Source organism: Mesorhizobium sp. M7A.F.Ca.CA.004.12.1.1, assembly GCF_003997835.1.
Taxonomy (GTDB): domain Bacteria; phylum Pseudomonadota; class Alphaproteobacteria; order Rhizobiales; family Rhizobiaceae; genus Mesorhizobium.
In genome coordinates this window covers 1-7,500 of sequence record NZ_RZRK01000254.1, presented here as the reverse complement: position 1 = coordinate 7,500, position 7,500 = coordinate 1, and the positions used below count along the sequence as shown (strand labels likewise).

9 protein-coding genes are annotated in these 7,500 nt (G+C 59.4%); 4 read left to right on the top strand and 5 right to left on the bottom strand.

Annotated elements, in window-relative coordinates; translation table 11 throughout:
* Positions 1-21 precede the first annotated feature (21 nt).
* The 3 genes from EN984_RS15340 to EN984_RS15330 all read right to left on the bottom strand — a co-directional run bounded on the left by EN984_RS15340 (position 22) and on the right by EN984_RS15330 (position 3,197).
* Positions 22-1,629 carry an ABC transporter substrate-binding protein gene (locus tag EN984_RS15340; protein WP_127271018.1) on the bottom strand — a complete coding sequence of 536 codons (1,608 nt, stop codon included), beginning with the start codon at positions 1,627-1,629 and terminating at the stop codon, positions 22-24.
* A gap of 120 nt (positions 1,630-1,749) precedes the next feature.
* Positions 1,750-2,103 carry a Rieske (2Fe-2S) protein gene (locus EN984_RS15335; protein WP_023809364.1) on the bottom strand — a complete coding sequence of 118 codons (354 nt, stop codon included), beginning with the start codon at positions 2,101-2,103 and terminating at the stop codon, positions 1,750-1,752.
* 11 nt (positions 2,104-2,114) lie between these two features.
* A complete protein-coding gene (locus EN984_RS15330) occupies positions 2,115-3,197 on the bottom strand; it encodes an amidohydrolase family protein (RefSeq protein WP_023809365.1) in 1,083 nt (360 codons plus the stop codon).
* Between the two features lie 134 nt (positions 3,198-3,331).
* Here EN984_RS15330 and EN984_RS15325 point away from each other — a divergent pair, with 134 nt between their 5' ends.
* Both EN984_RS15325 and EN984_RS15320 read left to right on the top strand, forming a co-directional pair.
* Positions 3,332-4,189, top strand: a complete 858-nt coding sequence (locus EN984_RS15325; RefSeq protein ID WP_127270220.1) for a LysR family transcriptional regulator — start codon at positions 3,332-3,334, stop codon at positions 4,187-4,189.
* Positions 4,190-4,401: 212 nt separating this feature from the next.
* Complete coding sequence (locus EN984_RS15320) at positions 4,402-5,358, top strand: hybrid-cluster NAD(P)-dependent oxidoreductase (RefSeq protein ID WP_206517159.1); 957 nt, start codon at positions 4,402-4,404, stop codon at positions 5,356-5,358.
* Positions 5,359-5,466: 108 nt separating this feature from the next.
* Here the strand turns inward: EN984_RS15320 and EN984_RS15315 are convergent, their stop codons facing one another.
* Both EN984_RS15315 and EN984_RS15310 read right to left on the bottom strand, forming a co-directional pair.
* Positions 5,467-5,664, bottom strand: coding sequence for a hypothetical protein (locus EN984_RS15315; protein ID WP_127270219.1), 198 nt, complete (start codon positions 5,662-5,664; stop codon positions 5,467-5,469).
* Positions 5,665-5,783: 119 nt separating this feature from the next.
* Complete coding sequence (locus EN984_RS15310) at positions 5,784-6,017, bottom strand: hypothetical protein (protein WP_127270217.1); 234 nt, start codon at positions 6,015-6,017, stop codon at positions 5,784-5,786.
* A gap of 234 nt (positions 6,018-6,251) precedes the next feature.
* Between EN984_RS15310 and EN984_RS37705 the strand changes: the two genes are divergently transcribed.
* Together EN984_RS37705 and EN984_RS15305 are read left to right on the top strand one after the other, a co-directional pair.
* Positions 6,252-6,452: a hypothetical protein gene (locus tag EN984_RS37705; protein WP_127271021.1), complete on the top strand. Its 201-nt coding sequence runs from the start codon at positions 6,252-6,254 to the stop codon at positions 6,450-6,452.
* Positions 6,431-7,435 (top strand): substrate-binding domain-containing protein, encoded by a 1,005-nt coding sequence (locus EN984_RS15305; protein ID WP_127271023.1) that lies wholly within the window; start codon positions 6,431-6,433, stop codon positions 7,433-7,435. Before EN984_RS37705 ends, EN984_RS15305 begins: the two co-directional genes overlap by 22 nt.
* The last annotated feature ends 65 nt before the right edge of the window (positions 7,436-7,500 follow it).

Below are 7,500 nucleotides of genomic sequence, written 5' to 3'. Positions count from 1 at the left end.
TGGCGGCGCCGGCCCGCCATCTCATGCCGTGGCGATCCACCAGCGTTCGGCCATTTTCAGTCCATCGTTCTCCCAGTTGGGCGCCACATCACCGTGTGCGAGCTTTTTGGATTGGGCGCTGACGAAATTGTTGAAGACCAGCACGATGCTGCCGCCGTCATCGTGGGTTAACTGCTGCATCTCGGCATACATCGCCGCTCGCTTGGCCTCGTCCGTCTCGGCGCGCGCCTGGACAAGCAGTTCGTTGAAAGGGGGATTTTTCCAGAAGGATTCATTCCAACTGGAGTCGGCGGCGAAGGCTTGCGTGAACATCCAGTCGGCCGTCGCCCGACCGCTCCAATAGGAAGCGCACCAGGGTTTCTTCAGCCAGACATTGTCCCAATAAGCGTCCTCGGCCTCACGCACGACATTGACGTCGATGCCGCATTGGGCTGCCGTTTCGCGAATGAGCGAAGCCGCGTCCACGGCGCCGGCAAAAGCGGCATCGGCGACCGAGAGATCCACCTTCAGGTTCTCCATTCCGGCCTTTTTCAGGTAATGCTTGGCTTTTTCCGGATCGAAGCTGTGTTGCGGTTGCGGATCCTTGGCGAATTTGATGGCCGGCGCGATCGGGTTGTCGTTGGCCACAGTGGCGTGGCCAAGAAAGATCTTGTCGACGATTTCTTGGCGATTGATCGCCCATTTCAATGCCATTCGCACGTCTGGATTATCAAATGGCGCCATCGTGACATTCATCGGCAAGGTATAGTGCCCATAACCAGTGACTTCGACGATCTCCACCTTGGGATTGCGTTTCAACATGCCGAGGGTCTTCAGGTCGGCGCGGCCGATATAGTCCACCTCCCCCGTGGACAGCGCCGCCATGCGAGCGGCAAGATCCGTGATGGCGATGAACTCCACCTCATCGAGATAGGGCTTGCCGTTCTTGAAGTAGTTTGGATTGCGCTTGAGCTTGGCCGAAACGCCGGGCTGGAAATTCTCGACGACGAAAGCACCGGTGCGAACGCCTGAAGCCCAATCCGCCTTGCCATCCTTGGCCGGCATGATGACCAGATGGTAGTCACTCATAATGTAAGGGAAATCGGCGTTGCCGCTCTTGAGCGTGAAAACCACCGTTTCCGGGCCATCCGCCTTGATGTCGGCGACGGAGTCCAACAGCGATTTCGCCGCCGATTTGGTGTCCTTGCCCATGTGATATTGCAAGGAGGTCACGACGTCATCCGCCGTCACGGTCTTGCCGTTGTGAAAGGTTGCGCCTTTGCGCAGCTTGAAGGCCCAGGTTTTGGCTCCATCCGAAGTTTCAAAGCTCTCGGCGAGGTCCGGTTGGACATTGCCTTTGGCGTCGACCTCAGTGAGGCTGTTGGACAGCGAGCCCGAAAATGCGGTTTGTGTGAACGTGTCGGGGTAGCCGGCCGGATCGATCGAATCCGTCGTCGCGCCATGAGCCATGCCGAGCTTGGCGAAGCCGCCCTGCATTGGTTCGGCCCGCGCCGTGCTCACGAACAGCCGGTCGGCGGCGGCAACCGTCAGGCCCGCGGCCAGCCCAAGATGAATGAAGTCGCGGCGGGAAACCTTGCCGCCTCCGATCAGGCTTTGCGCGATACCAAGCTTGTATTCAGATTCTGACATTTGACTCTCCCATTGCGGAATTCCCCGCGTTATTTCTCGTCAAGCACCGGCGAACAAATCTGCTTATCGGCTCCCGCCACCTTTCTTCGAATTTTTCCAATCCCAATCGGCTTGCGCCAATCAGGCCGTCACGTAGATGCCGCCGGCTTCGACGGTGACTGGAAATGTGCGCGCGCGAACGGACGGATCGACCAAGGCCGCGCCTGACTTGATGTCGAACTCCCAGCCGTGCCAGGCGCATCGAACGATCTCGTTTTCGCGATGATAGATGAATTGCGCCTGTTCAACGGGCGCGGTTGTGCCGCATTGCGGCCCCTCGCAAAGCGGAGCGCCACGGTGCGGACAGACATTCAGCAGCGCGTGGAATGAATCTCCGATGCGGAAAATCCCGACCGAAAGGCTGCGTATCTTGGCGATGAACGGAGACCCTGTTTCGATCTCGTCGACGCGGCAGATATATGTCTTCTCGGGCATCGTATGCTTCCTCAGGCGGCATTCGCGGCTTGCGCGCGGGGGATGCGTTTGTAGACTTCCAGCGCGTTCAGTCCCATGATCTTGCTCTTCCAGGCAGGAGGGATTTGCAGCGTGTTGGCATCGTCGTAATCCCAGTGCGGATAGTCCGATGCAAACATCAGCGTGTTTTCTCCGTCCATCGCTTCGAGCGTGGACCAGAGATGTTGGATGTTTGCAGGCTGCTCCAGCGGCTGCGTGGAAAAGCGGATGTTGCGCCGGCAATATTCAGACGGCAGCATCTTCAGCCATGGCGTCTCCTTGCGCAGCGCTTTGTAATCAGCGTCCAGGCGCCAAAGGACCGACGGAACCCAGGCGACGCCGCATTCGATGATCACGAAGTAGAGGTCCGGCCATTTCTCGAAGACGCCATGGGCGATCATGCTTGCCACGTGCGACATCGCCGACATGTGCAGAATGGCATGCGTTTCCCAGAAGAATGTCGTCGGGGCGGGAGCAATGGCAGTTGAATTCACGCCGCCATGCCCGCCCAGATGAATGGCGAATGGCAACCCCACTTCCGCGCAGGCTTCGTAGATCGGGTGGTAAAACGGGTCGCCATACGGCTTGACGGACCCCTGGGAGGCGAGAACCTGGACCATCCGCGGATGACTGCCAAGACGGCGAATCTCGGCGGCAGCGAGCTTCGGATCCTGTGGCGCGATGATGATCGAGCCCATGAAACGATCGTCTTTCGGCAACCACTGATCGATCTGATAATCGTTGTACGCGCTGACCAGAGCGCTGGCATAGTAAGGGTTAGCCAGGGTCGACGCCTCGATAGGCTCATCGCCGGTCAGGATCGCCACGTCGACTTTGTATTTGTCGAGGTGCTTCTCTTTCATGATGAGATAGTTGTCGGCTTCCGTTTTCGGACGGATGTCCTTGCGGGAGAAGTCCTGCGGGTGGAACCAGGGCCGATGGCCATGCGGAAAGGCGCCAACGGGACCTGTTTTCTCGCCCTCGATGAACATGTCTTTCCACAAGCCGGAGAGATAGGGCTCCAACACGGTGGCGCTTGACCAGTAATTATGACAGTCGCAGTCGACTATGAACACTTCTTCCGCTCCGTATCCGTATCTCGTCCCGGCGGCGCTGCCGGCCGTTGATCTGCTGCAGCTTCCGCCTTGAGTATTGTTTGATCAAGCTTATGATACGTGGAATATGATCGAGTTTTTCGATTGGAGATTTCATGCAACTTGATCACATCGAGACCTTTCTCGACATCATCGAATCGAGAAACTTCAATCGCACCGCGGATCGGCTAGGATTGACCCAGTCGACGATCAGCACCCGCGTTAAGAACCTCGAGAGCGCAATCGGGTCCGAACTGTTTCAGCGCGGACGCGCCGGGGCGGAGCCGACCGCCGCAGGGCGCCGGTTCGAAGCTTATGCAAGATCCTTGCTGTCCACATGGTCGCAGGCTCGCCACGATGTCCGGGCGTTCAATCGTTTCGAAGGAACCCTGCGCGTCGCCGCGCAGGTCGGGATGACCCGCTCGGTTTTGCCGGGTTGGGTGGAGACGCTGTGTCAGGCTCTTCCCAAATCGTCGATCCATGTCGAGTCGGATTATTCAAACCAGATGGTCAGCGACCTGAGCATGGGAAATCTCGATATCGCAGTGCTTTACGCCCCGCGATACCTACCCGAAATCTCCTATGAGCATTTGATGGTTGAGGAATATGTGATGGTTTCCACGGTGGCCAGAACCCTCTCCGAGGTCGACCCCGAAACCTACATTCGTCCGGGCTATACGGTCCTGCTGGAGAAGGCCCATGCCGAATTGCTCGGCGAGTTGGCGATCTGTCGCCTTTCCATGGGATCGGAAACCTTGGCGGAGATGATGCTACGGCGCACGGGCGGCACCTGCTATATGAGAAGTGACGATGCGCGCAGGTTCGCCCTCGAACGCCCATCGTTCATCGTCGAAGGCGCTCCGACGCTGCATCAGCCGGTCCACACGGCCATCCTGGCGCGCCGCAAACACGAACCGATCATCCGCAAGGGAATCCGCGCCCTTCACGTTGCCGTGATGTCACTGGATATGTAATCGAAATAATCGATCATAACTCGGGAGGGATGCTTCTGTTGCGGGGGGCCTGGAACTGGCATCTTGGGTTCGACTTCGAACCGAGATGAATGATGAACGCACACGTTTCCTTGGGGGCCCCCGACCTCCTGCCGATGAGGCATCATCGGCAATGGGCACAAACCACATCGCAGCTTGTACTCTGCCGTCGTGTAATCGAGGAAACGCCCGATGTGAAAACTTTCGTTTTCACATCCCCGACGGATCGGATGTTCTGCTTCAGCGCGGGCCAGTATGTACTCGTGCACCTCAAGATCGAGGGTGCCGCGGTGACGCGCTCCTACTCTGTTTCGTCACCACCGACGCGACCGCTCGACCTGCAGATCACGGTGAAGCGAACACCGGGCGGCCTGGTTTCGAATTGGCTCCACGACAATTTGGGGGCGGGCGACGAGATCGAGATCGAAGGGCCGCTCGGCTCATTCAATCTCGATGACCTACCCTATGAAAAGCCGCTCTTCCTTTCGGGCGGCAGCGGGATAACGCCGGTGATGTCCATGCTGCGTGCGCTTACCGACCGCGCGGCCGACCAGGATATCTCATTCGTTCATAGTGCCAGAACGCCTGGTGATATAGTCTTTCGACGGGAATTGGACGCACTTGCCTCTCGCTTTCCCAACGTAAAAGTAACGTGCGTTTGTAGCCAGGAAGATCCCACCTGGAGGGGGCCGACTGGCAGAATAGACAGTCAGATGCTGCTGACCCTCGTTCCCGATCTCCACAACCGCACTATCTTTGCCTGTGGCCCTGAAGCGTACATGAAAGCCGCACGTGCCTGCCTGGATGCGATTGGCGTGGCTCCGTCACGGTACCACCAGGAGAGCTTCGGCGGCGGCAGCAGCCCCCAGTTGGAACCGGCCCCGACAATACCATCTTCGGTCCGTTTCGTCCGCTCCGGGATCGTGCATAACTGCTTGCCCGGAGAGACGCTGCTGGAGGCGGCGCGCCAATGTGGCGTCTACGTCCCAACCGCCTGCCAGCAGGGAGTTTGCGGCACATGCCGCATCGCCAAGCTGTCCGGCGAAGTCGCCATGGAGGATCTCGGCGGGCTGGCCCCTGAAGAGAAGTCGGCCGGCTATGTCCTGGCATGCTGCAGCCACCCTCAGGGCGCGGTTTCGCTCGATCTTTAACCCCGGGTGCTTGGTTCAGCATTGAAGCCGGCGCAGTAAGTGTTGAACTGCCGGTGAAGGCGTTGCGGGCGTAGCGGACTGATGCGCATCGACCTCAGCCGATATTGCTCAGAAGTCGAGAGCAACCATCATGCCACGGACTTCGGCCATTTCCAGCAGCAGGTCCTGCAGTCTGTCGTCCAGCGCGGCACCGGTCAGCGCCAGAAGCTCGGTAATGCTCTCTCTCATCGATATGACGGCCGCGCCTGTCTTCTCGGCGAGCAGCCGTCCGATGGCAGCCCGGATCAGCTCGTCCTGATCAGACATGCTTCACCTCCCGACGCACTGCAACCTCCCCTTGCTTTCCATGCCTCACCACCGCTTTCGACAACAGGGCGTGATTTCCTATACGGTATGTTTTTTGATGCGATCCCGGGCGGCTTTGCTCACGCCAGCAGATCGTCTTTATCGACCTGCCAGTCGTTCAAAGCCGCCAATGAAGGCAGCGGCGAAAAATCGCCGGGTTGGACCGTTTCAACCGCTGCAAGCAGCTCCTGCGGCACTTCGTGCCGATAAAGCCCGGTGCATGCGCCCTCTTCGACCATTGCCGGCAACCCCGTGATCGCGTCGAAAATCGAAAATGTACCCGTTGGTTCTTCCAGGATCTCTAAACGCCTCACCCGAAACCTCCCTCTTGCGCAAAAGTAGCGACTAACGCCGCTATCCCCAAGTGGTTCCCCAGGCCGGCACATTTTTTCGCGCGTTGGTTGTAGCGCATGCCGGCAGGGCAGTCATGCCCCCAGGGTGCATAGCCAAAATCGCTACGCACCACTTTTAAATCTTGACGCGTGTCAATTTTTTATAAAACATGCGCAAATGCCGGATTGGCATCGGCCGGCGCTCTGGGAGGAGCAATGCCTGACATCGAAAAGTGCCCGACCTGGGCTGCAGTCCGCACATTCCAAAGCGGGCAGCAATCTGTTGGCGAACCATCGCGCCAGGCGCCGGGGTCGCTTGCGCGCCGTCTAACATTGCAGTCACCGGACAGCGACATTGATGCAGCCCATAAAAACAATCAGGAGGAGGAAAAACCATGCGTATGTTCAATTGCCTGAAGCTTGGCACGAACCTGCTTGGCGCAGGCATGCTTGCAGCCATCGTCGCAGCGCCCGCCCATGCCGAGGATACGGCGAAAGTCGCGGCCATCGTCAAAGGCCTCGACAATCCGTTCTTCCAGACCATGCAGAAGGGCATCGAGGAACAGGCCAAGGCAAACGGCGTGAATGTCAGCGTCCAGGCCGCCGCCAATATGGGTGACGCCACCGGCCAGGCCGACCGCCTGACCGCCATGGCCATGCAGGATTTCGATTGCTACCTGGTCAACCCGATCAGCGTCTCCAATCTCGTCCAGGCGCTGGTGCCGGTCGCCCAGAAGAAGAAGCCGATCGTCAACATCGACTCGACCATAGACCCGGAACAGGCCAAGGCCGCCGGCTTCGCCGTCTCGACCTATATCGGCACCGACAATGTCGCCGCCGGCGCGCTGGCCGGCGAAGAGATGCTGAAGCTGGTGCCGAAGGGCTCCAAGGTCGCGCTGGTCGCCGGCATAGTCGGCGATGTCGGCTCCAACGCCCGCATCAAGGGCTTCAAGCAGGCGGTGGAAGGTAAACTCGACATCGTGGTGATGGTCAGCGCCGACTGGGATCGCGAAAAGGCGCTGACCGCCGCCACCGATATTCTCGCTGCCCATCCGGACCTCGCCGGCTTCTTCGCCGCCAACGACATCATGGCGCTCGGCGTCGAGCGCGCCGTGCGAACCTCGGGCAAGGACGTCAAGGTGATCGGCCTCGACGGCATCGTCGACGCGCTCAAGTCGATTGCGGCAGGCGAACTCACCGCCACCGTCGCCCAATATCCCTATGTCGTCGGCGCCATGGGCCTCGAGGCCTGTGCAGTGGCGGCCAAGGGCAAGGAACTGCCGGCCAACGTGCCGGCGCCGGTGCTGTTGATCAACAAGGACAATGCCGAAGCCTCGCTGAAGAACTTCCCGCGTCCCGGCGGCGACTATCCCGATCCCTTCCGCGAGATGCTGAAGTGAGCACACCTGCAGACAACGCACCCGCCGCCCATTCGGCGGGTGCGGAGGAGAGCCGCCCCTCCCTT